At 56.5% G+C, this 23,140-nt stretch carries 23 protein-coding genes and 1 tRNA gene; 15 read left to right on the top strand and 9 right to left on the bottom strand.

Annotation, left to right across the window (positions count from 1 at the left end):
* Positions 1–499: 499 nt before the first annotated feature.
* From ACR0DK_RS16155 to ACR0DK_RS16135, 5 genes are all read left to right on the top strand, one after another.
* On the top strand, positions 500–1,249 hold the full coding sequence (locus tag ACR0DK_RS16155) for a 5-oxoprolinase subunit B family protein (protein WP_480563013.1): 750 nt from the start codon (positions 500–502) through the stop codon (positions 1,247–1,249).
* Entirely contained in the window at positions 1,246–2,241 is a 996-nt protein-coding gene (locus tag ACR0DK_RS16150) for a 5-oxoprolinase subunit C family protein (RefSeq protein ID WP_480737089.1), read from the top strand. The genes ACR0DK_RS16155 and ACR0DK_RS16150 overlap by 4 nt, the downstream gene beginning before the upstream one ends.
* A 12-nt stretch (positions 2,242–2,253) precedes the next feature.
* Entirely contained in the window at positions 2,254–3,015 is a 762-nt protein-coding gene (locus tag ACR0DK_RS16145) for a LamB/YcsF family protein (protein ID WP_480737087.1), read from the top strand.
* A 206-nt stretch (positions 3,016–3,221) separates the two neighbouring features.
* The gene (locus ACR0DK_RS16140; RefSeq protein ID WP_480737086.1) at positions 3,222–4,007 is read left to right on the top strand and encodes a hypothetical protein; all 786 of its coding nucleotides are present in this window, start codon (positions 3,222–3,224) and stop codon (positions 4,005–4,007) included.
* 164 nt (positions 4,008–4,171) lie between these two features.
* The gene (locus ACR0DK_RS16135; RefSeq protein WP_480737084.1) at positions 4,172–5,419 is read left to right on the top strand and encodes a hypothetical protein; all 1,248 of its coding nucleotides are present in this window, start codon (positions 4,172–4,174) and stop codon (positions 5,417–5,419) included.
* 66 nt (positions 5,420–5,485) lie between these two features.
* On the opposite strand, the gene ACR0DK_RS16130 is transcribed toward ACR0DK_RS16135, so the two are convergent.
* Positions 5,486–6,856: a D-alanyl-D-alanine carboxypeptidase family protein gene (locus ACR0DK_RS16130; protein ID WP_170396050.1), complete on the bottom strand. Its 1,371-nt coding sequence runs from the start codon at positions 6,854–6,856 to the stop codon at positions 5,486–5,488.
* A 281-nt stretch (positions 6,857–7,137) separates the two neighbouring features.
* Entirely contained in the window at positions 7,138–7,839 is a 702-nt protein-coding gene (locus ACR0DK_RS16125) for an HAD family hydrolase (protein WP_170423897.1), read from the bottom strand.
* A 94-nt stretch (positions 7,840–7,933) separates the two neighbouring features.
* Here ACR0DK_RS16125 and clpS point away from each other — a divergent pair, with 94 nt between their 5' ends.
* Genes clpS through hemF form a run of 4 tightly spaced genes read left to right on the top strand, consistent with a single transcriptional unit; the run spans position 7,934 to position 10,975 of the window.
* Positions 7,934–8,275, top strand: a complete 342-nt coding sequence (gene clpS / locus ACR0DK_RS16120; RefSeq protein WP_170396046.1) for an ATP-dependent Clp protease adapter ClpS — start codon at positions 7,934–7,936, stop codon at positions 8,273–8,275.
* Positions 8,276–8,284: 9 nt separating this feature from the next.
* On the top strand, positions 8,285–9,247 hold the full coding sequence (locus tag ACR0DK_RS16115; protein ID WP_480737081.1) for a class I SAM-dependent methyltransferase: 963 nt from the start codon (positions 8,285–8,287) through the stop codon (positions 9,245–9,247).
* Between the two features lie 37 nt (positions 9,248–9,284).
* Positions 9,285–10,085 (top strand): SDR family NAD(P)-dependent oxidoreductase, encoded by an 801-nt coding sequence (locus ACR0DK_RS16110; protein ID WP_170408883.1) that lies wholly within the window; start codon positions 9,285–9,287, stop codon positions 10,083–10,085.
* A gap of 5 nt (positions 10,086–10,090) precedes the next feature.
* Entirely contained in the window at positions 10,091–10,975 is an 885-nt protein-coding gene (gene hemF, locus ACR0DK_RS16105) for an oxygen-dependent coproporphyrinogen oxidase (protein WP_480737079.1), read from the top strand.
* 3 nt (positions 10,976–10,978) lie between these two features.
* Here the strand turns inward: hemF and ACR0DK_RS16100 are convergent, their stop codons facing one another.
* The gene (locus tag ACR0DK_RS16100; RefSeq protein ID WP_170396038.1) at positions 10,979–11,395 is read right to left on the bottom strand and encodes a hypothetical protein; all 417 of its coding nucleotides are present in this window, start codon (positions 11,393–11,395) and stop codon (positions 10,979–10,981) included.
* A 188-nt stretch (positions 11,396–11,583) separates the two neighbouring features.
* Between ACR0DK_RS16100 and ACR0DK_RS16095 the strand changes: the two genes are divergently transcribed.
* On the top strand, positions 11,584–12,096 hold the full coding sequence (locus ACR0DK_RS16095; protein ID WP_170408881.1) for a toxin-activating lysine-acyltransferase: 513 nt from the start codon (positions 11,584–11,586) through the stop codon (positions 12,094–12,096).
* The gene (locus ACR0DK_RS16090; protein WP_223117604.1) at positions 12,093–13,016 is read left to right on the top strand and encodes a Hint domain-containing protein; all 924 of its coding nucleotides are present in this window, start codon (positions 12,093–12,095) and stop codon (positions 13,014–13,016) included. The genes ACR0DK_RS16095 and ACR0DK_RS16090 overlap by 4 nt, the downstream gene beginning before the upstream one ends.
* Positions 13,017–13,019: 3 nt before the next feature.
* Here ACR0DK_RS16090 and modC read toward each other — a convergent pair whose 3' ends face one another.
* Genes modC through modA form a run of 3 tightly spaced genes read right to left on the bottom strand, consistent with a single transcriptional unit; the run spans position 13,020 to position 15,569 of the window.
* A complete protein-coding gene (gene modC / locus ACR0DK_RS16085; RefSeq protein ID WP_480737075.1) occupies positions 13,020–14,111 on the bottom strand; it encodes a molybdenum ABC transporter ATP-binding protein in 1,092 nt (363 codons plus the stop codon).
* Entirely contained in the window at positions 14,108–14,800 is a 693-nt protein-coding gene (modB, locus tag ACR0DK_RS16080; RefSeq protein WP_480737074.1) for a molybdate ABC transporter permease subunit, read from the bottom strand. The genes modC and modB overlap by 4 nt, the downstream gene beginning before the upstream one ends.
* Positions 14,801–14,804: 4 nt before the next feature.
* Entirely contained in the window at positions 14,805–15,569 is a 765-nt protein-coding gene (modA, locus tag ACR0DK_RS16075) for a molybdate ABC transporter substrate-binding protein (RefSeq protein WP_480737071.1), read from the bottom strand.
* Positions 15,570–15,977: 408 nt separating this feature from the next.
* Here modA and ACR0DK_RS16070 point away from each other — a divergent pair.
* Positions 15,978–16,053, top strand: a tRNA-Val gene (locus tag ACR0DK_RS16070).
* 536 nt (positions 16,054–16,589) lie between these two features.
* Here ACR0DK_RS16070 and ACR0DK_RS16065 read toward each other — a convergent pair.
* Positions 16,590–17,180: a TetR/AcrR family transcriptional regulator gene (locus tag ACR0DK_RS16065; RefSeq protein ID WP_223117602.1), complete on the bottom strand. Its 591-nt coding sequence runs from the start codon at positions 17,178–17,180 to the stop codon at positions 16,590–16,592.
* A 119-nt stretch (positions 17,181–17,299) separates the two neighbouring features.
* On the opposite strand from ACR0DK_RS16065, the gene ACR0DK_RS16060 reads away from it, so the two are divergent.
* A complete protein-coding gene (locus tag ACR0DK_RS16060) occupies positions 17,300–18,244 on the top strand; it encodes an alpha/beta hydrolase (RefSeq protein ID WP_170566494.1) in 945 nt (314 codons plus the stop codon).
* A gap of 447 nt (positions 18,245–18,691) precedes the next feature.
* On the top strand, positions 18,692–19,576 hold the full coding sequence (locus ACR0DK_RS16055) for a hypothetical protein (protein ID WP_480615532.1): 885 nt from the start codon (positions 18,692–18,694) through the stop codon (positions 19,574–19,576).
* A gap of 229 nt (positions 19,577–19,805) precedes the next feature.
* On the opposite strand, the gene ACR0DK_RS16050 is transcribed toward ACR0DK_RS16055, so the two are convergent.
* A complete protein-coding gene (locus tag ACR0DK_RS16050) occupies positions 19,806–20,792 on the bottom strand; it encodes a LysR family transcriptional regulator (protein ID WP_480437742.1) in 987 nt (328 codons plus the stop codon).
* Positions 20,793–20,871: 79 nt separating this feature from the next.
* Here ACR0DK_RS16050 and ACR0DK_RS16045 point away from each other — a divergent pair, with 79 nt between their 5' ends.
* Positions 20,872–22,395 carry a trimethylamine methyltransferase family protein gene (locus ACR0DK_RS16045; protein WP_170566487.1) on the top strand — a complete coding sequence of 508 codons (1,524 nt, stop codon included), beginning with the start codon at positions 20,872–20,874 and terminating at the stop codon, positions 22,393–22,395.
* Here ACR0DK_RS16045 and ACR0DK_RS16040 read toward each other — a convergent pair.
* Positions 22,380–23,132: a sulfotransferase-like domain-containing protein gene (locus ACR0DK_RS16040; protein ID WP_170396015.1), complete on the bottom strand. Its 753-nt coding sequence runs from the start codon at positions 23,130–23,132 to the stop codon at positions 22,380–22,382. The two genes, ACR0DK_RS16045 and ACR0DK_RS16040, sit on opposite strands and share 16 nt — an antisense overlap.
* Positions 23,133–23,140 lie beyond the last annotated feature (8 nt).

Below are 23,140 nucleotides of genomic sequence, written 5' to 3'. Positions count from 1 at the left end.
CCAATCTCTCAGCGCCACCGCCCAATCAAAAACCTCAGATGCCCCCAGTCTCTCCCGAGCGTCTCCGCAGCTTCCACCGCGTCCCAGCACCTCAGCAGCGCCGGTGAAGGGCGTTCTATGCCTTACGCATTCAACGCGCAAGTGGAAAATTCAAGAATATCGCAAAAAACTTCAAATTCATTTTTTATACAATAATTTCAAATATTTGAGTGGAACTCACCTCATGGAAATCGGCGAAAATCATCCTTCAAGCACATCAGATATACCGCCTAGGTTTCAGTGCTTGTTGGTTCAAACCCAACATATAGTGAGAACACTACAGTCACCCACAAGACCATACCGACTCGACGGCAATCAGCGATTCATTTCCAATCCCGGAATCGCACCCGATATCGGCGCCGCCAGGCGCAATGCAAGTTGGCCTTACAGGGCCTTGCGCATTGTCTATGGATAGGCTCAGGTCTTTTCAAAGCAAACCCGATACGCCTGTGACCTTGATATGACGAATGACATTAAGTTTCCCTTGCTGCGAACCGTTGGGTTTGACGGTCTGTTGGTGACCTTTGCGCAAACCATGTCCGAGCCGTCGAACCGCGCCGCCCTGGCGTTTCGGGGCGCAGTCGAGGCGCAGCAGATTGATGGCGTGCTTGAGACTTCGGCCTCGCTGGCATCTGCATTTATAAGGTTTGATCCATTAAGCCTGTCGCATCATGACATCGAAGAGTTGCTGCGGGCTATGCTGGTCAGTCGCGATTGGTACGCTGCACCTTTGCCTGCGGGGCGACGATTCTGGAAAGTGCCGACGGTCTACGGTTCCGATCTTGCGCCACAGCTAGAAGACGCGGCATTGGCAGCAGGGTTGTCACCAGCGGACGCCATTGATCGTCTCAGCCAATCGCGTGTGCGGGTTTTAACCATCGGATTTGCGCCGGGCCAACCTTATCTCGGGCCACTCGGACCCGAATTCAACATTCCACGCCTGAAAGAGCTGACGCCGATGGTGCCTGAAGGGGCGTTGGTTTTGGCAATTTCTCAATTTGTCCTGTTCTCGGGGCCAACCCCAACCGGATGGCGTCATGTTGGACAAACCGCGTTTCGTTGCTTTCGTCCGGACATGGGGCGAAGTTTTGCCCTCAACCCCGGTGATGAGATGCAGTTCATCTCAGTCACGCGCGAAGAGCTTGAGGATATCCGTACAACCTGCACTGATGGCTCTGGTGGTGCGAGTTGCGAGGAGATCGCGACATGACGCTGATCGTCCACCGCATCGGCCCAGCTTGCACGGTTCAGGATCAAGGGCGCACCGGGTATCTGGATCAAGGCCTGTCGTGTTCGGGTGCCGCAGATATAGTGGCACTTTATGAAGGGGCCGCGTTGCTTGGTAACACCCCAACGAGCGCCGCCCTCGAAATGGCGGGGATGGGTGGTGAGTTTGAGGCAACCGCACCAACCGCCATCGCGCTGACCGGCGCACCGATGCAGGCCAGTATCGATGGCAGCCCCGTCTTGTGGAATGCCTCGCATCAGATGGAGGCTGGGCAGCGGCTGGTAGTCGGGTCGGTGCTGCAGGGCAGTTACGGGTATCTGAATCTGGGTGGCGGGATCGGGACCGACATGACGCTCGGCTCACGCGCGGCCCATCTGACCGCAAGGATCGGGCGCGCCGTTCAAGCGGGTGATCACCTGCCTTCGACGGAAACCGGCAAGACCGGCCTGAAGCTGCGTTCGGAGGATCGGTTTTCAGGTGGGACGTTGCGGGTTGTGGCCAGCTTTCAAACTGCACTGTTCGATGACGAGACGCTGGCACGGTTTACGCAAACGACATTCCGCCGCGGCGCCCGAGCCAACCGGATGGGCATGCAGCTGGATAGTGAAGGTGACGGCTTCGCGGCCAAGGGTCAGTTGAACATACTGTCCGAAGTCATAACCCCCGGCGATATACAGATGACCGGCACCGGTGCGCCCTTCATCCTACTGCCCGAGTGCCAGACCACCGGAGGTTACCCGCGCATCGCAACCGTTCTGCCCTGTGATCTGCCCCGCGCTGCACAGACCCCGGCGGGAGGCGAGGTGCGCTTCGAATTCGTAACACTGGAACAAGCCATCACGCTGCAAGCCGCATTTAAGGCCGACCTTGCCCGCCTGCCCGCCCGTGTTGAACCATTGGTCCGCGATCCGCATGACATCCCGGACCTCCTGTCCTACCAACTGATCAGCGGAATGATCTCTGCCACCGAATAAGGAGTTATTGCGATGCCGAGCGTCGATCTGAATGCCGATATGGGCGAAAGCTTTGGCCCGTGGAAGATGGGTGATGATGAAAGCCTTCTGAAGATCATCACCTCGGCCAATATTGCCTGTGGCTTTCATGCGGGTGACCCTGATGTGATGGCCAAGACCATGGCTCTGGCAGCCCAGAACGGTGTGGGCATCGGTGCGCATCCCGGTTTTCCTGATCTGCAGGGATTTGGGCGTCGAAACATGAAAGTGCCCCATGACAGTTTGCGCAATCTGGTACGCTATCAACTGGGATCGGCAATCGGCATGGCCAAGGCGGTGGGCACTGAAGTACGGCACCTGAAATTGCACGGGGCGCTGGCCAACATGTGTTCGGTCGATATCGATATGGCGCGGGCCTGTTATCAGGGTGCATTGGACGTGGACCCGGACATCATCATCATGGTGCTGGCGGTCACCAAACAAGAAGAAGCGGTGCGCGAGCTGGGCTGCAAATGGGTGGGCGAGATTTTTGCCGACCGTGCCTATAACGACGATGGCACTTTGGTGGATCGGTCACTGCCGGGAGCCGTGATCCATGATCCGGCGCTGGCCGGACCACGTATTCTGGAAATGGTGAAGGAAGGCGCCATCATCACCAAATCCGGCAAACGCCTTGAGACCTCAATCGATACGATCTGCCTGCATGGTGATGGCCCAACGGCAGTTCAGATCGCGCACTCGGTGCGCGAGAACCTGATCGAGGGCGGAGTCGAGGTCACAAAATTCATCCGTTAGAGCGTCATGTTATTTACCTGAAACTGCGCTTATCCTTGATCGATCATTCGCCTGCTCGGATATATCTCAGCTTCAATGGCCGTGTTTAGATGCACAAGCATGCTTTTTCATTCAGAAAGTGCGTTCTTACTTGCCCCCGCGAACATGGCTACTAATGTTGACCAACATTCCCTGAATGTCCCGGATGCATTAAATCTTCGATCGAGGTGGCGGTGAAAACAGTTGGATTTCTGTGGCTTGGCAATGAACTGCCATGGTTCAACAAAGTCGCGATCAAAACATTTCAGGAAATCGGGCATCCCGTAGAACTGTTCTGCGAGGAGTCGCTGCGCGAAACCGAGAGCGACCTTCCGCTCCGAGACTATCGGGAGGTTTTGGATTCGCAGATTCTGACCAAGCTTGGCACGACTCCTCGTGTGGCATCCGACATATTCAGGCTCATTCTAATGCGGGACACTAATTATATCTGGGCAGATTGCGATTGCGTGGCGCTTCAGCCCCTGCCGGATACGGATATCATTCTTGCCAGGACGGACGCGGAATCGAAGCTATTGAACAACAATGTTCTGCGAGTCCCCTCGGAGTCTCAGGAATTGTCAGAACTGCTTGAGATTGCTCTGGACCCCGAGGCTATTCCCGATTGGGTTCCACCGCGCCGCGCCAAAAAAGCAAGACAATTCTCTGGCCGCGAACGCCGCGAAATTGTGACCAGCAGACAGACTACATTCGGGCCCGATCTTCTTAATCATGTTTTCCAGAAATCCGATAGTATCGATAAAGCCTTCAGCCACGAGGTTTTCAATCCGATTGGGAACACCAAAGGCTACATGCTTTTCTCTGAAGGGATATCGATAGGCGACGTATCGACTCCCAAAACCTGTGTGACGCATTTCTATCAGGCCAATGTGAGACGTTTCTTTCACGCAAACGGACCACAGAAAGGCACAGTTCTTGGCGACTTAGCCTTCAAGTACGGGATTACTGCCGATTAGGTGTGCCCGACCCGAAGTTCACATTCGCACGTGTAAACCAAGCATTCCATCTGATGCTTCTCTGAACAGGCTGTTGCCCAAGCAAAGCTTTGCGCCTAGCATCGCGGCAAGTGCATGATCTGACTACCACAAATCCAAGCAACGCGCCGCAAGGAGGTGAGCCTATGTCTTTTGATCTGATGTCCTACCAGCCAAGGGGCGACAAGAAGAACTCGGACTTCTTCACCGAATATCTTCCCAGGATTTACGAGCGCCGCATCAGCTCGGGCATTGCGGATCAAGTCGGTGCGATGCGGGCCATTGTCATTCAGGTCGAGACAAATGCGCTGTTTGACACGCTGGTCGAGCTTTATGTGATGACCCCCTATCGCCACACCGCCAGCTATTTGGGACAGACACACAAGTTCTCGGTGATGCATTCGCATGCCGATTATCCGGCGCTGATCCTGATGGCTCCGCTCAGCCCGGCATTCGAGGATTTCATCCCGCGTATCAATCGTATGTACCCGCTGGCGCGCGGTAAGCCGCAGACGCGATATGTAGGTGAGATTTACGGTGCCACCGACCTGAAGGCGCTGACTGGAACGCTGGAGGATCAGAACATTCGGTTCGAATATTCTGGGGACACCGAAAATCCGTTCTACACGCTGGAAGGATACCGCTTTACGACGCCATCGGATTTCACGTGCAATCGCGTCGGCTATTCCACGCTGGATTTCAACGACACAGACAGTCTGGGACTGGGTGACCGTGTGCTGTTGAGTGATGCGGAACAGGTCAAGCTGGATCAGGCCGCCGCTTTTGGGACCGAAAGCAATATCTCACCACTGATGCTGGGGATCGACCATCTGGCGACACGCATTCTGGCCGGGGAACGTGAGGACGCGATCCTCGAATTTCTGACCATGGTGCCTTATTACTTCTGGGGGGCGTACAACATCTTCGACATGAACTCGTCGACCAATGTGAATCGCAATGCCAATGTGGATGACGACAAGAAATCCCCTGCCAAGGTCTTTACTGCAAACAACACGCCCTCATTCGTGAACTCTTTCGAGCAATTGCCGATGCCAACCGAGGATTTCGTGCGTAATTTCGGACGACGCTTGCACCACATGGCGGTTGAAATTCAGGACGGTGACCATGGCGCGGGTGAGAAAAATGTCGATTTCGTGGTCAACACTCTTAAAGACAAGGGCGTTCCGTTCCTGGCCCATGTGGTCGGGGAATGCAAAGATGATCCGAACCTGAAACAGATCTTCTCAAAGCACTCGAAACACACGCTGCTGATCACCGAATACATCGAACGTTGTCATCACTACGACGGTTTCTTCACCAAGGATAACGTTGCAGCCTTAACTGCGGCGGCCGGGCAAGATGAACAGTACAAGCACGGCCACGTCTTCGATTGATTTGCCATAAAAAATGGGCTGCGAGGTCATCGCAGCCCAGGCCCATCCAGGAGAGAATGCCGGGTCTTATGACGGCCCGATCATGAAACACGTGACATTCCGCGCCTGTAACCGACGACAGGCCAGATCAGCCTGTTCGCGGGTCATACCCTGAAATGTCGCGTCAAACCCACGCGAGCTTTGGTTCACCTTACGCAAAGTGCCTTCCAAAGTGGTCATTTCCGACAGCGCAGTTTTCAACAGAACCTTCTCGGCCTCATACCGTGTGGTGTAGCGGCCAACATTGACGCCCCAAAGGTGACCGCCGGAAGTGGACAAGCGGGTCACAACTTCGGGTTCAGGCTCGGGCTGTTTGGCCGGTTCGACCGAGGCCAGCACCACGTTTTCGGAAGGCTTGGCGCCATCCGACGGTGCTATGTCTGCTGCTGCAATCGCAGCAGCGATACCGTCCTGAATCCGGGTGTTGTCTTTTTCAGCCGTTGCGGCGACCGACCCCGCGACCTGAACCGTTTCGCTCGCCACCGGGCGCAACACCGGGCGCAGGCTCTTTTTCGGCGGGCCCGCTTGGGCGACCACTTGTGCGCTACCCAGACCTGCATTCCCTGCATAGGCCGGGCGGGCGGGCTTACGGATTGGCGCACGCGAGGGGGCACGGCGGAAACCCATATCCAAAAGCTCGGCCACCCGGGCGTTGCGCGATGCACCTGATTTGCCACCGAAGACGGTCGCGATGATACGTTCATCCTTGCGCTTGGCCGAAGCAACCAGATTAAACCCTGCAGCGCGGGTATAGCCGGTCTTGATCCCATCGGCGCCCCGATAGGCTGCCAAAAGGCGGCGGTTGGTGTTCGGTACAGTCTTGATCCCGGCATTCGTCGATTGGCGCGAGAACAGGTTGTAGTACTGCGGGTAATCATACAGCAGGTGACGGCCCAGCGTGGTCATATCCCGCGCGGTCGACAAATGCCCCGACTCGGTCAGACCATGGGCATTCTTGAAGGTGGTCCGGCTCATCCCCATCGCCTTGGCGGTGCGGGTCATGCGACGAGCAAACGCCGCCTCGGACCCGCTGAGGGCGATGCCGATCGCGGTTGCCGCGTCATTGGCGGATTTCACCGCCGCCGCCCGGATCAGATAGCGAAACGCGATTCGCTGCCCAGTGCGCAAACCCAGCTTCGAGGGCGGCTCAGCCGCTGCCGCCTTGGTGATGCGCACCTGAGTGTCCAACGTGATCTCACCATTCCGCACGGCCTCAAACGCAATATACAGCGTCATCATCTTGGTCAGAGATGCCGGATGCAACCGCGTGTCGGCATTGCGGGAATGCAGCACTTCTCCGGTGCGTGCGTCGATCACCATGGCCGCGTAAGGGGCCGCCATGCCCTGAAGTGGTGCAAATGAAAGCAGCCACAGAAATGCTATAAGTAATAAGCCCATTCGGGCCGGAACTGTCCGCCGAATCTGCACGATCTTTGCCTCTGTCTGCCTCGCGCCGCCGGGTTTTCCCGGTCAGCAATTTTTATTTTGATATTCTTCAGGCTAACACAGGGACGGGTTTAAAGAAACTGAAAGCTGCGTTTGAGTGGATCATATACACAATCAGATTCACGCTACATATGGTGCTTCATGCGCGCCCGGACACCATACCGGCGATTGTGCCGAATTTCAGGCAAGCCGTGTCATCGAATTTTTTGTGACTGATGTCAAACGGCAACAGGTCAGGAAATCTGATCAATCAAAGCTGAAAGATCACCCAAATCCTTCAACTCGCGGAACCGTGGGTTGGAAGTTGGGACCTCGGCCTGCTCGACCTCCCATACCAACCCGTGCGGGACATGCACGCCCCAGCACCCGGCTTCGATTGGGGCCACCACGTCAGAACGCATCGAGTTTCCGATCATCATCGAAGCGTCGGGTCCATCACCGTACTGGTCAAAAATCATCGCATAGGTCGCCGCCGTTTTTTCGCTCACGATCTCGACGCCATCGAACAGCTCACCCAATCCGGATTGCGCCAGCTTACGCTCCTGGTCGATCAGGTCGCCCTTGGTGATCAGCAGAACCTTATGCGTCTCGGCCACCGCCTCGATGGCCTCGCGCGCATGGGGGAGCAGTTCGATGGGATGTGCCAGCATCTCCTGCCCCGCTTCAACAAGTTGGCGGATGACGCGCGCCGGTACGCGATCTTCCGTCACCTCAATCGCTGTCTCGATCATCGACAGGGTAAAGCCCTTGATGCCATACCCATAGTGCTGGATGTTGCGCTTTTCGGCAGCAAGTAGACGTTCCATCAGGTGATCGTGATCGGCGTGATCGGCCAGCAATTCGGCAAAATATGCCTGAGTCAGCTGGAAGAAACGCTCGTTATGCCAAAGGGTATCGTCTGCATCGAACCCGATTGTTGTCAGCTTGTCCCGCATCGCATTTCCGTCCGGTTGCTCTTTTCTCTGGCCACCGTGACGTTATATAAGCCGGGAAACAATTCGTAGTGTTAATCGAGATTCTCTTACAGCAATGCGCAAACACCAGTGGATCATGTCTGAAAAGGACGACGAAGACGACGACACGTCGGTCCTGGTGCAAACGCGCCCCAAGACCAAGCGGCCGCCGCTGTATAAGGTGTTGTTGCTGAATGACGATTACACGCCGATGGAGTTCGTGGTGCATGTGCTGGAACGGTTCTTCGGCATGACCCATGCGCAAGCGTTTGAAATCATGCTGACCGTCCACAAGAAAGGTGTCGCCGTGGTTGGCGTGTTCAGCCATGAGATTGCCGAGACCAAGGTCGGGCAAGTCATGGATTTCGCGCGCAGGCATCAGCACCCGCTGCAATGCACCATGGAACGCGAAGAATAACGCGCGGCCATGTCCTCTCGCCTTGATCTAGCCTTGAACAGCGGGCTCAGCCTGTCGCAACCGCTGACTGTTTTGGCGCCTACCCCGGACCACGATTTGTCGGACCTTCCGCGCGAGGCGCAGATGGTGCAGCCGTTCAAACCGTTCCACGATCACTTTGCCACGCAGGGCTTTGTCGCTACGCCCAATAGTGACGCGCCTTGCCAGGATGCGGTCGTGTTTCTACCGCGCGCCAAGGCGCTGGCCCGGGCGCTGATCCATCAGGCCTGCAGCCGCGCCAACGGGGTCATCGTGGTGGACGGGGCCAAAACCGATGGCGTCGACAGTTTGCTGAAAGACATCCGCAAGCGGGTCGCGATCGAGGGTCCAATCTCGAAGGCACATGGCAAGATTTTCTGGTTTCAGTCTGATGCGGACGCCTTTGCCGACTGGGCTGCGCCTGAAAACCAAATGGTTGACAGCTTCCATACCGCGCCCGGTGTGTTTTCCGCCGATGGTATCGATCCTGCCTCGGCCCTGCTGCTGAAGTCTCTGCCAACCAAGCGCGGCACGCGCATTGCTGATCTCGGTGCAGGTTGGGGCTTTCTGTCCGCCATGCTGATCGACGACACCTTGCGCAGCCTGCATCTGGTTGAGGCCGACCACACCGCCCTTACTTGTGCCCGCGCCAATGTCACCGACCCCCGTGCGCAGTTCCACTGGGCCGACGCCACCAAATGGAGCGCGCCCGAGCCGCTGGACATGGTGATCATGAATCCGCCCTTTCACACCTCGCGCAGCGCCGACCCGACATTGGGCCAGGGCTTTATCGCCAGTGCTGCACGCAACCTCACCCGCAATGGTCAACTCTGGATGGTCGCCAATCGCCACCTGCCTTACGAGGCAACGCTGGCCGAGGCTTTCGCCCGTGTTGACGAAGTGGCAGGAGACAACCGCTTCAAGGTGTTCCATGCCTCTCGCCCTCGGGGCTGAGGCCCGCTAACCTGCGCCAGAACTCAGGAGGATTCGCATGTCCTTTTCCATCGCGGGCAAGACCGCAATCGTCACCGGGGGTGCCAACGGCATCGGACTGGCCATCGGACGGCACTTTGCCGATGCAGGCGCCAATGTCATGTTCGCCGATATGGATGAAAAGCGCCTGTCCGATGAGCTGGGCGAACAGGCGGATGACAGCAACATCCGTTATTTCGCCGGTGACCTGCGTGAAAAGCTGACCATCGCCAATCTGCTTTCGGCCACGCTGGATGCGTTTGATCAGGTTGATATCCTGATCAATGGTGCACGGCAGGTGATCCCGTCGGACCCGCTGGACACCGATGACGATTCCGTGCGCACATTGCTGAACCAGAACCTGATGCCCGCGCTGCGACTGAGCCAACTAGTGGCTAAGCGATTTATCAAACAGGCTGATGGAGACGATGAGAACCCTGCCGGGTCAATCATCAACCTGTCCTCGATTGCCGCACGCCGCACCCATCCCGATCTGATGGCCTATTCCGTTTCGACCGCTGCGCTGGATCAGATGACCCGTTCGTTGGCGGTTGCACTTGCGCCCAGCCGCATTCGCGTAAACTCCATCGCACTGGGATCAGTCATGAGCGCTTCATTGCAGTCAACGCTGAAAGAAAACCGAGATTTCCGGGACGACATCGAAAAACATACTCCGCTTTCCCGGATTGCCGCTCCGAACGAACTGGTCGAAACCGCGCAATTTCTCGCGTCGGACGCTGCGGGCTTCATGACAGGCCAAATTCTAACCATTGACGGAGGCCGCACCCTGCTGGACCCTGTCGCAGCCCCGGCCCACTGATCCCAATGTTCGATAAAGAAAAAGCCACCGCCTCTGCCTGGTTCCGCCAGTTGCGAGATGACATCGTAACCGCCTTCGAAGCGTTGGAAGACAGCCACATCTCAGGCCCCTTCTCGGATTCTCAGCCGGGAAGGTTCGAAGTCAAAGAAACTAAACGGCAGTCTGACGATGGCTCCGACGCGGGCGGCGGGCTGATGTCGGTGATGCGCGGGGGCCGCGTGTTCGAGAAGGTGGGCGTTAATGTCTCAACCGTCTTTGGTACGCTGGGTGAGCGCGCGCAAAACGCGATGGCTGCGCGCAAGGGTATTCCGGGGATGAAGGACGACCCCCGGTTCTGGGCTTCGGGCATCAGCCTTGTGGCCCATACGCAGAACCCGCATGTGCCTGCGGTCCATATGAACACCCGGATGTTCTGGACCCCACATGCCTGGTGGTTCGGCGGCGGCTCCGACCTGAATCCCTGCATCGAATATGACGACGACACCGCCCATTTCCACGCCACCCAAAAAGCGCATCTCGACCCGCACGGACCCGGCCACTACCCGCGCCTCAAAGATTGGGCTGACGAGTATTTTTATATCCCCCACCGAAAGCGCGCTCGGGGTGTCGGCGGGATCTTCATGGATGACTATTGCACCGGCGACTGGCAGGCGGATTTTGCGCTGACGCAGGACATCGGTCGCGCCTTCCTGCCCGCCTTTCTGCCTCTGGTCGAAAAACGCCGGGTGCAAAGCTTTGACGACGCGGCCAAAAACACCCAGCTGGTGCATCGTGGGCTCTATGCCGAATACAATCTGGTCTATGACCGGGGCACCAAGTTTGGTCTGGAAACCGGGCACGACCCCGATGCTGTTCTGATGAGTCTGCCGCCCTTGGCCAAATGGGTCTGACCGCTAAAACCCCATATCGATGGAATTATCAAAGCAGTAGTTTTGCGCCGAAGCGGCGGACAGGTTCTCACCCACCCTGTTGACGGTCAAAGAATATCCCGGATTGGTATCCGCGCCGGGCGGTGGAGTTAGCGAAAACTGCACTGTGCGAACACCTTTCTCGTAAGCTTTGGAAACATAAATCCGCTGCGAGTTTGAAACTCCCAATGTGCGAACTGCATAATCCCCAATTCCACACCAATAGGTGACCGCGGCCGAGGATCCACCGACAGGCTTCACTTCATAGGTTCCATCCTTAAGCGGCGTGATCTGGGTTCTGAACTGCGGTCTAAGTTTATAGCCAAAACCAACGCCCTGAGACTGCGCAATGGTGGGGGCCAGTATGATGGCTGTCAAAGAGAGGCATGTAAGAAAACGCATATAAAACACCCTATGAAAAACGCGATCACGGCTGAGACGACGTGGGACCAACCAGCCTATACGAATCAATATAGTCAAACCGGGCCTCAGGTCTAACTCAACCCGTAACACATCAGCTTGAGTGAAAATTCTTTCTTTGAATATGTGGTGCGCTATGATCTCAGCATCAGCAGTTTCCAGAGTGGCCCGTGGAAAAGTCATTTCCCAAAGACTGGTTCGATCTTTCAGGTGAAAAATACGCCGACTTCGGTGCGTTATTTTATCTGGCTGCCCTGACCAAAACGCATCGTAACCGCAGTTTGGCACAGGTTCTCTATGCGTTCGAAACGCCGCTGAGATTGGGCCAGTATCACATCTTCCGCCAAAACGGCTTTCCGCGCGGATTCGTGACATTTGCCGGTCTCAGCCCGGAAGCCGAATATCGCTATGCGGTGAAGGAAGAGCCGCTGAGAGATGTCGATTTCGCCAGTGGCTCATCCTTCTGGATCATCGATATGGTGGCACCCTTCGGCCAAACTCGTCAGATCGTCGACATGCTGAAACGGGACATCCCGCACCCACGCGTGCGCACCAATCGCCTCAGCAGCGACCTATCCACAAAACGTATCGTCGAATGGACACGCGATGACCAGCAACAGGTGCATATGCGCCTTTACCGCGATGCCGAATTTGCCAGAACGCTCGAGCAGGAAAACGGATGACTTCGGTTGTAACCATATCGGGCGATATCACGGGCGACGTGACCGGCTTTCCTCCGAATGTCGCTTCGGGTGACCTCGATGTCACCGCAACATCGGATTTCGGAACCTTCACCGGGGCCACCTGGGCAATCTCCGATCAACCGGATTTCGGCACCGCCTCAATAGATGCGAACGGTACATGGACCTATACCGTCGACCCGGCCTTCTTCGATAGCCTCGATGACGGAGAAATCCAATTGGACTCGTTCGAGGTGACGGTCACCGCCAATTTCGCCAATGGTTTCTTCACCTTCAGTGGAACCCAGACCCAGATCATTGATATCACTATCGAAGGCGTATGCTTCACAGCAGGCACTCTAATTGAAACGGCGGAAGGCCAGCGCGCGATTGAGACCCTGCGCGTCGATGACGACGTGTTGACTGCCGATCACGGAATACAGCCGATCCGCTGGATCGAAAGCAGCACCTTGTCGCCCGAGCGGTTGCGCGCAAATCCTGCGATGCGCCCGGTGCGAGTGACCGCAGGTAGTCTGGGACCTGGTGTCCCATCCTGCGACTTACTGGTGTCTCAACAGCATCGCCTCCTGATCCGCGGCCCCAAGGTCGAGATTCTGTTTGGCGCGCCCGAAGTGTTGGTCGCCGCCAAACATCTGTGCTCGTGGCCGGGAATAGATATTGATACCGGTGATGAGCCGGTCGAATACCTGCATATTCTGCTGGACAGGCACGAGATTTTGTTTGCCGAAGGGGCTCAGGCCGAAAGCCTGTTTCTGGGTGAAGAAACCCTCCACACGCTGTCTTCTGACGCGCTGCAGGAACTCGCCGAGATATTCCCCGAGCGCGCCTCGGACGAACATATCGGCTTCGGCCTTGCTGCGCGGCTGATCCTGCGCGAACATGAGGCGCGTGCGCTTGCCTAGGTCCTAGACAACCCGCCCCCCGACATCCTGTGGAGCCAGCGCGACGGTCTTGATCACCGCATAGCATGTACTGCCCTGCTGCAAACCCAGCGCCGCGACCGAGCGTCGGGTCACGCGCGCCAGCACAACACCCGCAGTTGTTTTGACCGACACGATTGCACCGGGCCCCTCACCTGCCCGGATCGCCTCGACCTGCCCCGACAACACATTCAAGGCTGAAAGACCCTCGGGTGGTCTATTGGACAGGATCACCTCTTGCGCCGGAATACGAATACGCAGCTCTTCGCCGATTTGATGGGCAATCCGAGGCAGGTAAAGACGAGCGCCACCGGCATCAAGTTCGGACAGGCCATCGTCGTGATGCGCCGTAACACGGACCCGCAGAACGGCCCCCACCGCGCGCACGCCTGCAGGGGCCACGGATGGGTCCGACAGAACATCGGACGCGGGACCATGCCGCACGACACGCCCGTCCTGCAGCGCAACCACGGACGTTGCAAGCCGGGCAACCTCGGCCGCCGAATGGGTCACATAGAGTATCGGGACCGAGACCTCGTCCCGCAACCGTTCGAAATAGGGCAGGATTTCGGCCTTGCGCGCGTCGTCGAGCGCGGCCAGAGGCTCATCCGCAAGGATCAGGCGCGGGCTGGCCAGCAGGGCGCGGCCAATGGCGACGCGCTGTTTCTCACCCCCCGATAGCATCGCTGGGCGGCGGTCCAGCAGATGGCCAACACCCAACATCTCGATCACCCGATCCGGGTTTTCGCGTCGTGCCCCGCGCGGTGCAAACCAGCGACCATAATTCAGGTTTTGGCGCACGGTCATATGCGGGAACAGACGGCCTTCCTGAAAGATATAGCCCAGACGCCGCCGATGCGGCGGCAGCCATGCCCCACGATCCGTGTCGAACAACACCCAATCGCCGACCGCGACCCGCCCGGCCTCGGGCCTCAATAGCCCAGCGACTGCATTCACTACCGTCGTCTTTCCCGAACCAGAACGCCCAAACAGCACCGTTACACCGGAAGGTGCGTCGAAATCGAGGTCCAGCTTCATCCCGGGCAGCTGGTGTTGCAGGCGAACGGACAGGCTCATGATCCGGCCACGCGTTTGGCCACACGACGGCCGACATACTCCGACAGTAAAAGCGCGCCCATGGCGACGATGATCGAGATGATCACCAACCGAGTCGCCGCCGCCTCACCCCCTGGAACCTGCAAAAACGCATAGACTGCCGAGGGCAACGTCTGCGTCTGACCGGGTATGTTCGAAACAAAGGTGATCGTGGCCCCGAACTCTCCCATCGCCTTGGCAAACGCCAGGATCGCGCCCGCAATGACCCCAGGCAGGATCATTGGCAGCGTTACCGTTCCAAAGACCAGCAGACGCGACGCCCCCAAAGTGGCGCCTGCCTGTTCCAGTTTTGGTTCTACCGCCTCGATCGACAACCGGATCGCGCGCACCATCAGCGGAAAAGCCATGATCCCGGCAGCCAGCGCAGCGCCAGTCCATCGGAAAGCAAAAACGATCCCAAGCTCGGCCAAAGGCGCGCCCAACGGCCCCTGAATCCCAAAGGTCAGCAGCAGCAGATAGCCGGTCACCACCGGCGGCAGGATCAGAGGCAGATGAACCAGACCATTCAGCAACTGGCGCCCCGGAAACCGCCAGCGCGCAAGCGCATAGGCAATGAAAATCCCAAAGGGCAACGTGATCAGCGTTGCCCAGAACGATACGCGCAGCGACAGGCGCAATGCCTCCATCTCTGCCGGGCCCAACCATCCCATCGTACTACCCTTCGGGCAGGGAGAACCCCTGCCTCACAAATTCGGCCCGTGCGGAATTGCCTTGCAAATAGGTCAAAAGCGCGTGCGCCGTAGGTCCTGCAGTAGAAGTCAGGGCTGCTGGATACACAATTTTCGGGTGGATATCTGCCGGGATGACACCGATGACCCCGACCCGCTCATCAGCCACAGCGTCCGAGCGATAGACGATCCCCAAAGGTGCCGCCCCCGTCGCAACCAGCGCCAGCGCGGCGCGTACATTATCCGTCTGGGCGATCTGGTCCTGAACATCGCCCCAAAGTCCCAGACCCTGTAACGCGGCCTTGCCATAGATGCCCGCAGGCACCGCATCGACCAAAGCCATGGCCAGATACCCACTGCCTAGACGGGTGCTCAGGTCAAACCCCGCCTCAATCTCGGCCGTGTCAGCCCCCGGCGCACCAACCAAAACCAGCCCGTTACCCAGCAACTCAATACGTGAAGCGGCATCGATCAGGCCCTGATCCTGCAGCACGTCCATCCAATCCTCGTTGGCGGAAATGAACAGATCGGCGGGCGCCCCCGCTTGTATCTGCCGTGCCAGCACCGAGGAGGCCGCGTAAGACACCGTCACCTCTTGCCCGGTCTCAGCCTCATAACTTCTGGCAATCACGTCCAGTGCGGTCTTGAGGCTGGCGGCGGCAAAAACCAGCACGCCCTCGGCCCGAACCGGGGCAGCGAGTATCGCGCAGAAGGCCAAAGCTGCGATCAGACAGCGACAGGCGCCCGTCATTCTTTGCCTCCGGATCAGAGGGTTGCAATCCCTCTGGGCATATCGGAGGCAACACGTGGCAGGCAAGGCCCTTTGGCCTTACAACCAAAGCTACGGCCCATATTGAACTCAGAATTCGGTGGAAAACGAGAATCGCCCAACCCAAGATCAATATGCTGTCGCGCTTCTCTAAAACCGGAAACTCCCGAGGTAGAGCGCTCAATCGCTAAACAACGTGTCTGATCCGCCTCGCCTGAACAGCGATATCCGCATTTCGCTATTCAACCACGATATGACACATGAGTTTGCTCGATTGGTAACCGCGCCCAGTTGCCTAAACGCTGATCTGAAACCTTGCGCAATTTTGCAAAAGAAATTGTGCCATACCCTCTTGCACCCACGCACGGGCTTAGCTACATGAGCCCTCACGGGTGATTAGCTCAGTTGGTAGAGCGCTTCGTTTACACCGAAGATGTCGGGAGTTCGAGTCTCTCATCACCCACCATTCCCTTCATTTTCAATGGTTTACTCAGGGTCTTGTAACGAGAACTTGGAGACTATTTGAGGATGAATGCACGGGAATCGAAACTTCAAAACCGTGTTGGACTACCCAGAGGATTGTTCCTTAGAGGTAAAGGGTACGCACTTAACTGCCTTGGAGGAAACAGCTTCTTTGGATCGGTCCAATGGAAAATCAAAATGATTTCCTCGGGAGAGACCTTTGGGAATGAGATTAGGCTATACTGGATTGATCACACCGACCGATCTATGGGCTTTCGGCTGCTCGGTCTTTGGAGCACCTCACCGAACTTTGCGGTTACAGCAACCTGCAACCTCTTTGGAAGCGGGACACCCTAGCAAATGGCGGGGCGTAAGCCTCGCCCGTGCGGGCTAGAACCTGTTTTCTTTGCACAAGGCTGGTTGCGAATTTGCTCAACCCGCACCGATATCGAGTATTCAAGGAAAAAGGCGAAGCCGACATTCCCTTAGCTTATGCCGAACGTCAGTCCTGCGGACTTTCCTGCTCTTCGTGATGGCCGTTTAAACGTCCGCTTTGTAGTGCTTTAGGAACATCGCGACACAATCGTCCAGTACGTCTTTCGGCGTTGGGTTCTCGCCAAGGAAGAACTCTGGCCAGAAGAAGAAGTTTTTTACAAGCGCCAGAAGCTGGTTGGTCGCAAGAACCGGATCAGCCTTTCGGATCACGCCTGCATCCATGGCTTCGCTGATCAGCCTCGTTATTGGGTAATCATGTGTTGCTGTTTCAGTGAAGAATTGCCGGGAACGGTCAAGGTCACGGATCAATTCTGAGATGACCATCCGGTTCAATCCGATGGCGGTCTCATCGGTGATCACCCCAATGTAGCGCCACAAGGCGTTCTTCAGTTGCTCAACGAATTCTCGATCCGGATCATACGGCACTGGCTCCATGCTCCGGTTCTGCTCCAGCATGATCTGTGAGATCGCCTCAAAGAGAGCCTCCTTGCTCTCGAAGTGATTGTAGAGCGTGCGACTCGATACGTTCGCTTTTTTGGCGATTGAAGTGGTCTTTGCCCCCAGAAACCCCTGCTCTTTGAACTCATCGATGGCCGCATCGATGATATCTTTTCGTTTTTTTTCAGTACGTTTCAAGATTTCTACCTCAAAAAGTAAAAAGAAGTGTTTACAAAAACACTTGCCTCACCATAAGTAAACTCAACGATTTACTTTAGCAAGGCGCAATGCTGCCTGATCCCGAAAGGACCAAGACCATGACAACTCAAAATCTCACAGCGGGCAAAAACGAAGTCACCTTCAAATCCTTTGGCGTGGATTTGGCGGGCGATCTCTACCTGCCCGAAGGCTTTGATGAGACCAAGACCTACAAGGCCATCGTGGGGGCCAGCCCGTTCCCGCAGGTCAAAGATCAGATCCCGGCTACTTACGGGCCGGAAATGGCCGCGCGGGGTTTCATCTACCTCGGTTTCGATTACCTCGGCATGGGCTCGTCCCCTGCGCTGCCCGGAGAGTACAAGCAATCCCGCTACATGTTCCGGCTGATCGAAAACACCTGGGACGCCGTGTCTTACCTCGGCACTCTACCGTTCGTTGACGAGATTTACGGTCTGGGTGTTTGCCAAGGCGGCTCGATCATCGCATCCGCCGCCGTGACCGATCATCGCATCAAGAAGATCGCCATGGTGTCGGGCATGATGGCGGCTGATGGTTTTCAATGGACCGACCGCGATATGGTCAATCAGCAAATCGCGGCCTCGAACGCCTCGATGCAGAAGATGTATGAAACCGGCGAGCCGGATTATGTCGAACCATTTGGGCTAAATGATGAGCAAACCCGAGAAGAATTTGTTGGATCGGGTGTCAACCCGATGGCCGGAGAATCCTATGACTACTACGGACGCGATGGAGTCAAAGGCCCGGTTGCGGTTCCGACCTATACCAACATGCATATCGGCGATCAGGGCATGCAGTCTCTGATTTCCATTGGAGAGGCTTATGCCGATAAGATCGTGCAGCCGTCCCTAACCATCTACAGCAGCACGGCCTTTACAGCGCCGTGCTCCACGCAGTTTGTCGCGAAGCTGACGAATGAACATGAGGAGTTAGCGTTTGATGAGTTCTCTCATGTGGACTTCTACTACAAGCCCGAGGCAGTAAAGGCGTCGACGGACGCTGTAGCAGAGTTCTTCAATAGATGAAGTGATGAGGCAGAGGTCATACAGTGGTCTCTGCCTCCTTGCCGACAAGCGGAAGTTGACCTGAGGTTCAGCAATGGTCGCTTAGGGCTCAAAGCAGACATCAGGCTAAGACGCGGCATTGGCTGTTAAAGGCAGAAAAGCGGTCTTTCGCAGCGAAATGAGCCTACGTCGGCTAGTCGCAGTGTTTTGGCAGCTGCTATACTCTTCAAGCCAACCTTGGTTAGCTAGATGCACCTAAGCAGGGACAGCAAAAACTAGGCCAACTTTACACATTTCGAAAGTTGTCAGAAATGGCCAATTTGAGCCCGCGCACTCACGCAGTCAGGCCGCATGATTTTGATCCGAAAACCCTCAAGACTCTCACTTGTGATGCGCTCAGAGCCTAACGCGTTTGTGCACACAGCCATATATTTTGTACACTCCTAGGAATAACCTTTCAGGATTGACATGAATTTACATCGAAGCAACCGGGTCAAGGCACTAGTGCTGGCAAGCTTTGCAAGTATGGCGTTCGGGATTGGCGCTGCGGCCTCTGAGCGGCTACCGGCGCTACGCGTCGTACAATCAGGTCATAGCCTCACCGATGGCGTCATCGGTCCGCTTGAGATCATGGTACGTGTAACCAGTATGCGTGGCGGCAAACTGGACAAGGCTACAATTCCGGGCAGTCCGATGGAGTGGCGATGGGAAAATGCGAGTAACCCGGATATCCGTCAGCCTGAGGTGATGGCCCGTTACGACGTTCTAGCAATCACCGAACGTGTCGCACTGACAAACACAATGGACCATCATGACAGCAAACACTGGGCTTTGCATTGGGCGAGCCATGCGTGGGAGCATGGCGCGAATGGTGATGGCGCTCGGTCCGTGCTCTATGCAAGCTGGGTCGATATCGAAAGCGGTCCGGGTTTTGAAAATCGCCACAACGACCCTGAAGGTCATTTGACATTTCGCGAACGACTGCCGTTGGAGATGGTGCGGTGGCAAAGCATTCTTGATCACGTCAACGCAAACCGGCCCGATGGGATGCCTGAAATGGACATGATCCCTGGCCCTCTGATTATGGCTCGCGCTTATGACGAAATTGCATCAGGCACAGCCCCGGGGCTCAATGATATTCACGACCTTTTTTCAGATAGCATTCACCCCAACAAGATGGGTAACTATCTCATCGCACTGGCACATTTCGCGGTGATCTACGACGGCGATCCGCGTGGCTTGCCGCCAACGATGCTGACGCAGGGCGGGCCGGACAAGGTGCAGGCGGCATGGATGCAAGAAATTGTCTGGGACGTGCTTAACGAATACGCAGAAACATCAGGCGGCCCCTAATGAGCCCTGTGTAGGTCGGCTTACGCCGTTCACGCGCATCTTGGTCCGGTTTGGGCCTTCGCTCCTGCTGGGTCCAAAACAGTGAACGGCAGCAATGTCCGCAAAGTGGACGTACAAGCAAGTCGCCGAAAACGACCGCAATGCGGACAAACCCGATCTCCAACTTTGCGGACGGAATGTCGGCTTCTGTTATTTTGTCTTGAAGTCAGGCGATTTAGCCAACCGCCATTCAACTATAGACTGAGCTACTAGACCGCTCGAGCTCCACACTGTTAACTCCGATATTACCCATGTGGAGAGTTATTCGCTCTGCTAGCCTTTGTTTGCACAACTCCGCTACGGCCGCTGGCAAGCCTTGCAACTCCTCTTTCCTCGCAACGACCGTCAACGTGCGCGACAAACCCGAAACAGGCAATTCTTGCAATCGCAAAGCCATGTTTTCAACGAGACCATCGATCAACAGCGTCGGGGTCAAAAGGCTAAAACCCTGTCCTGTCGAAACGCAGGAAGTCACCATGCTGGAGCGATCTGCCTGTATGACTTTGTCAGGCTCGAAGCGCAATCGTCGCAGGTGCTGGGCAATCTGGCGTCCTGCATTGGTCGTATCTCCGAAACGTACAAGAGGCAGCCGCGTCTGGATTGCTTCCAGGCTTTCAGTTGGTCCGTTGTATGCTTCAGGAAGAACCAAGAGGTATTTTTCAGTCAAAATGTGATGCCGCTCTAGCCCGTCCATGTCCAAAAAAGGGTTTGATGTAATTGCCAGGTCCGCCTGCTTGGTGCGCAAGAGATGCTCATGGTTACCGCTTTGCCCGGCGTGCAATGTGATATCTTCGACGTTGAACATCTTTTGCGCAAGATCGATCAATGGCGGTGTAAGGGTTGTTGCAACGGAGGCTTGAATGCCCACCCTTAGCAGCGTCAGGGACTGGCCACCGACATGGCGCAACTCGGTTTCCATATCCGACAAAGCATCAAGTATCTTTTGCGCTTTGCCGTGCAGTCGTGCACCAGCGTATGTCAGTTTTGCGGGTCGCGTGCTGCGGTCCAGTAGCGTCGTGCCGAACGCCTTTTCCAACGCGGAAATGTGCTGAGATGCGGCGGGTTGTGACAGACTCAGCAGGCTCGCTCCAGCCCGCATTTGACCTGTTTCTGCTACCGCAAGGAACACCTCAAGCGAGCGCATAAGACTGGGTGACATTTTATAGCGATCAAGCACGGCTCATCCTTAGTATAAGAATTTCTAATACTATTTAGATTTTCTTGGGTTTGGTCAATCGCTGCGGCATCGTTATCACATGTCTCGCATACGCACCTCTCGCCGCAAAAAAACGGCAAAGCAACGCTCACCGAACGACGCGCGTGCGCCATTCATTTTGCGCAAGCTTTCAACCTTCGGTGTCCTCAGCGATGCCGGGCTTGAGCAGATTGAGGCAAATGCCGACACCATCCTTTCTGAGACGGGTATGGAATTTCAAGACGATCCTGAGATCCTCCTGATTTTTGCGGATGCAGGGTGCGATGTAGACGGCACACGGGTACGGTTCGCGCCCGGCTTTTGCCGCCGGACCATCATGGCAACCGCGCCAAGCCAGTTCATACAGCATGCCCGCAACCCCAAAAACACTGTCCAGCTTGGCGGCGATGCGACGGTTTTGTGCCCGTCCTGGGGTCCGCCTTTTGTGCATGATCTGGATCGCGGCCGGCGTTATGCGAGCCATGAAGACTTCAACAATCTGGTAAAGCTACACCACACGCTGCCATGGCTGCATCATTCGGGCGGTGTGGTTTGTGAACCTGTTGATCTGCCCGCCAACAAGCGCCATCTGGATATGCTCTACGCTCATATCCGCCACTCTGACCGCGCGTTTATGGGGGCCTTTATCGGCGCTGAACGGGCAGGTCATGCAATTGACATGGCGCGCATTGTTTTTGGCGACATCTCAGAGAAGCCCGCGTTATACTGCGTGTCTAACACCAATGCGCCTTTGGTGATGGACAGCCATATGTCTGGCGCGCTGAAAACCTATGCCCGCGCGGGCCAGCCCGTCGCCTGCACGCCCTGGGTGCTGACTGGGGCGATGTCACCCGCAACCGTGGCCGGCACGCTTGCGCAAGTGCTGGCCGAATCCATGGCGACAATGACGTTAACCCAACTGGTGAACCCCGGCGCGCCTTGTCTGATGGGCAGCTTCGCCTCGACCATGTCGATGAAATCCGGCGCGCCAACTTTTGGCACACCTGAGGCCGGGTTGATGGTTCTCGCCGCGGGGCAACTTGCGCGCAGGCTCGGGGTGCCCCTGCACACTGTTGGCACACTAAGTTCGTCCAAACTGTCCGATGCACAAAGCCAGCAAGAGGCCGCGTGGGGTCTGATGATGTCGATGTTTGCCGGTGCCAACTTGATCAACCATGCGACCGGCTGGCTCGAAGGGGGGTTGGTGACCTCGTTCGAAAAAACCGTGATTGATCATGATCTGTGCGGCAAGATCGGACGCTTTTTTGACGGGATCGATATGAGCGAAAATGCTCAGGCGATGGAGGCTATTGCCACAACAGGGCCGGGGCAACATTTCCTTGGGTCTGAACATACGCAAGCCAACTTCATGACTGCGCTCTTTCGCCCGTGGACACCCGACGATAACTCGTTCGAGCAATGGCACGCGGCAGGTGAACAGGATGCGGCCGTGCGGGCCAACGTCATTTGGAAGGAACGACTAGCAGGGTATGAGGACCCTGGCCTCGACCGAGACATTGATGCAGCTCTCAAGGACTACATCGCCGCCCGCAAAGCCGAAAAACCAGATCAGGAATACTTCTGATGGGCCTGGCTTTCTGCAATCTCACACATCCGCTCGTAGAACGGTACGTGATGCGCAGCTATGTCGGTATAGGGTTCTCCGAGCTGGTGAAGCTCTGCTTGGAAGTCGACCGCTTCAGGCGCCTTGATCGCCCCGCTTTGCAGCACTTCGGTATGCCAGCTTTGAACCGAACCCCATCCATCCGGCACAGCATCGTTCCACGTGAACGCATGGTCCAGAAACGTAAGCCCCACATGTGCCCAGTAGCGGCGCAACGTGGTCTGCGGATCATTGCGCAACTGATCTGCAGTAATCACCAACGGGCTATGGCCCAGCTCGGTCAACGCGCTGTAAAGCCTGCATTGCGCCTCATGCCCCAACTCCAACTGCGTAAACTCAGGATCGCGCTTTGCGTAGGAAAGCGCGGCTTCGATGGGATTGCGCACCAAAAAGGCGTGGGTCATTTCGCCCGCAAACCCTGCATCGCGGGGCAGTCTGTCGGCGACGTAGTACGCCATGTCCTTGAAGAAAACCAGACCACCCTGCGCGGTCTTGCGGATCATGGCGCGGATTTCATCGTAGGTCACCGGATGTCCCGGTTCCGGAGTGAAACCCGGGAAAAGCCGATCCTTGGTCGTAAGGTAGTGGTGGTACATGAACGGTTCGTGCAGGACCGACAGATCACCACGCTCGCGCATGATCCGTTCAAACGCCGTCGAAACCGAGCGTGGGTGGCACCACAAAGCATGTATAGTCATGTGGTTAG

Source organism: Ruegeria sp. CE6, assembly GCF_056537485.1.
Note: the sequence above shows the minus strand (reverse complement) of the source record. Positions and strands in the feature narration are given on the sequence as shown.

What these genes read in the sequence shown, in the direction of transcription:
- ACR0DK_RS16060 (WP_170566494.1), top strand. Translation starts at nt 17,300, where the DNA reads ATGACAACTCAAAATCTCACAGCGGGCAAAAACGAAGTCACCTTCAAA.
- ACR0DK_RS16045 (WP_170566487.1), top strand. Translation starts at nt 20,872, where the DNA reads ATGTCTCGCATACGCACCTCTCGCCGCAAAAAAACGGCAAAGCAACGC.
- ACR0DK_RS16110 (WP_170408883.1), top strand. Translation starts at nt 9,285, where the DNA reads ATGTCCTTTTCCATCGCGGGCAAGACCGCAATCGTCACCGGGGGTGCC.
- ACR0DK_RS16130 (WP_170396050.1), bottom strand. Translation starts at nt 6,856, where the DNA reads ATGGGCTTATTACTTATAGCATTTCTGTGGCTGCTTTCATTTGCACCA.
- modB (WP_480737074.1), bottom strand. Translation starts at nt 14,800, where the DNA reads ATGGGATGGTTGGGCCCGGCAGAGATGGAGGCATTGCGCCTGTCGCTG.
- hemF (WP_480737079.1), top strand. Translation starts at nt 10,091, where the DNA reads ATGTTCGATAAAGAAAAAGCCACCGCCTCTGCCTGGTTCCGCCAGTTG.
- ACR0DK_RS16100 (WP_170396038.1), bottom strand. Translation starts at nt 11,395, where the DNA reads ATGCGTTTTCTTACATGCCTCTCTTTGACAGCCATCATACTGGCCCCC.
- ACR0DK_RS16090 (WP_223117604.1), top strand. Translation starts at nt 12,093, where the DNA reads ATGACTTCGGTTGTAACCATATCGGGCGATATCACGGGCGACGTGACC.
- ACR0DK_RS16135 (WP_480737084.1), top strand. Translation starts at nt 4,172, where the DNA reads ATGTCTTTTGATCTGATGTCCTACCAGCCAAGGGGCGACAAGAAGAAC.
- clpS (WP_170396046.1), top strand. Translation starts at nt 7,934, where the DNA reads ATGCGCAAACACCAGTGGATCATGTCTGAAAAGGACGACGAAGACGAC.
- ACR0DK_RS16040 (WP_170396015.1), bottom strand. Translation starts at nt 23,132, where the DNA reads ATGACTATACATGCTTTGTGGTGCCACCCACGCTCGGTTTCGACGGCG.
- modC (WP_480737075.1), bottom strand. Translation starts at nt 14,111, where the DNA reads ATGAGCCTGTCCGTTCGCCTGCAACACCAGCTGCCCGGGATGAAGCTG.
- ACR0DK_RS16055 (WP_480615532.1), top strand. Translation starts at nt 18,692, where the DNA reads ATGAATTTACATCGAAGCAACCGGGTCAAGGCACTAGTGCTGGCAAGC.
- ACR0DK_RS16155 (WP_480563013.1), top strand. Translation starts at nt 500, where the DNA reads ATGACGAATGACATTAAGTTTCCCTTGCTGCGAACCGTTGGGTTTGAC.
- ACR0DK_RS16145 (WP_480737087.1), top strand. Translation starts at nt 2,254, where the DNA reads ATGCCGAGCGTCGATCTGAATGCCGATATGGGCGAAAGCTTTGGCCCG.
- modA (WP_480737071.1), bottom strand. Translation starts at nt 15,569, where the DNA reads ATGACGGGCGCCTGTCGCTGTCTGATCGCAGCTTTGGCCTTCTGCGCG.
- ACR0DK_RS16115 (WP_480737081.1), top strand. Translation starts at nt 8,285, where the DNA reads ATGTCCTCTCGCCTTGATCTAGCCTTGAACAGCGGGCTCAGCCTGTCG.
- ACR0DK_RS16125 (WP_170423897.1), bottom strand. Translation starts at nt 7,839, where the DNA reads ATGCGGGACAAGCTGACAACAATCGGGTTCGATGCAGACGATACCCTT.
- ACR0DK_RS16150 (WP_480737089.1), top strand. Translation starts at nt 1,246, where the DNA reads ATGACGCTGATCGTCCACCGCATCGGCCCAGCTTGCACGGTTCAGGAT.